This is a genomic window from Collinsella sp. WCA1-178-WT-3 (M1), assembly GCF_009696325.1.
Lineage (GTDB): Bacteria > Actinomycetota > Coriobacteriia > Coriobacteriales > Coriobacteriaceae > Collinsella.
Genome location: NZ_VUME01000032.1, coordinates 1 through 1,348 on the forward strand (window position 1 = coordinate 1; position 1,348 = coordinate 1,348).

The window sequence follows — 1,348 nt, forward strand, 5'->3', positions numbered from 1 at the left end:
AAGCATGACGGGGTCAGGATTTTTTCCAGAATTTCCACCATGGCGCCGGGGATTCAGTTAATTTTGCCTGGTGATTTTCAAGAAGGAGCATGGCCTGTTTCAGGCTGTCAATGTGCGAATCCTTGGACAAAAGTAAGGTGTTCAGGTGTTCAATCTCCTGTTTCAGATGACGGATCACCTGTTCACTCTGGTCAGCAGAGGCTGTATCACGCTGTCCAGAGACCTGTCCAGAATGGTGTTCACCCTTCGGTTGCTCAAAGGGGCCAAAGACACGTAAAAGCTCTGAAGTATCTACCATTTTTGCATTGCGCTCACCGCTACAGGTGGACAGGTCACCTGCTTTAATTAACCTGTGCAGTGTTGTTCTACTCTTACCCGTCAGTCGGGCAGCCTCACTAATAGACACTCTGGCCATCAGTTACCATCCTGTAATGCATCCAGTCTCGAGGACAGTGTACGGAAAAGATGCTCCGCATCATCGTGGAGTTTCTCACAAAGGTCGGCCTCGACATCGAGATCAAGCTCGTTAAGCTTCTCCAGCAGGAGCAGAGACTGATTCTGGATGAATTTAGCCATGTTCAGCGCTGTTTTCTGTTGTTTCGTCATAAGAGGCCTCAGAGCGTCAGTGGTCAGTGTAGGGATCTCCTCTTTTCCGCTTCCTCGCTCACTCAGTCGCTACGCTCCTGCCGTTCGGCTGCGGCGAGCGGCAGGAGCATGCGTAGAAACGCTCGAGAAAACCGAGTAATCGCATGGAGGAAAGAAGGAAAGGCCGCACAGCGGCCGTTTTTCCATAGGCTCCGCCCCCCTGACAAGCATCACGGAATCTGACGCTCAAATCAGTGGTGGCGAAACCCGACAGGACTATAAAGATACCAGGCGTTTCCCCCTGGTGGCTCCCTCGTGCGCTCTCCTGTTCCTGCCTTTCGGTTTACCGGTGTCATTCCGCTGTTATGGCCGCGTTTGTCTCATTCCACGCCTGACACTCAGTTCCGGGTAGGCAGTTCGCTCCAAGCTGGACTGTATGCACGAACCCCCCGTTCAGTCCGACTGCTGCGCCTAATCCGGTAACTATCGTCTTGAGTCCAACCCGGAAAGACACGACAAAGCGCCACTGGCAGCAGCCACTGGTAACTGATTTAGGGAGTTAGTCTTGAAGTTATACGCCAGTTAAAGCTAAACTAAACGAACAGTTTTGGTGACTGCGCTCCCTTTAAGCCAGTTACCTCGGTTCATAGAGCGCCAACTCTACTGAACCTTTCGAAAAAACCGCCCGCCAAGGCGGTTTTTTTCGTTCACAGCCGGAAGCTTACGGCTGCTGCCAGATAATCTCAAGAAGAAAGTAAAAAAA

2 protein-coding genes are annotated in these 1,348 nt (G+C 51.6%); both read right to left on the reverse strand.

Going from position 1 to position 1,348, the window contains the following annotated elements; genetic code table 11:
* Window positions 1–13 precede the first annotated feature (13 nt).
* On the reverse strand, window positions 14–415 hold the full coding sequence (locus FYJ40_RS08855; RefSeq protein ID WP_012579088.1) for an AlpA family transcriptional regulator: 402 nt from the start codon (window positions 413–415) through the stop codon (window positions 14–16).
* Entirely contained in the window at window positions 415–606 is a 192-nt protein-coding gene (locus FYJ40_RS08860; protein WP_004187666.1) for a Rop family plasmid primer RNA-binding protein, read from the reverse strand. The genes FYJ40_RS08855 and FYJ40_RS08860 overlap by 1 nt, the downstream gene beginning before the upstream one ends.
* Window positions 607–1,348 lie beyond the last annotated feature (742 nt).

Bases quoted from the DNA above. Each gene is read 5' to 3' on its own strand.
- FYJ40_RS08860 (WP_004187666.1), bottom strand. From the start codon at position 606: ATGACGAAACAACAGAAAACAGCGCTGAACATGGCTAAATTCATCCAG.
- FYJ40_RS08855 (WP_012579088.1), bottom strand. From the start codon at position 415: ATGGCCAGAGTGTCTATTAGTGAGGCTGCCCGACTGACGGGTAAGAGT.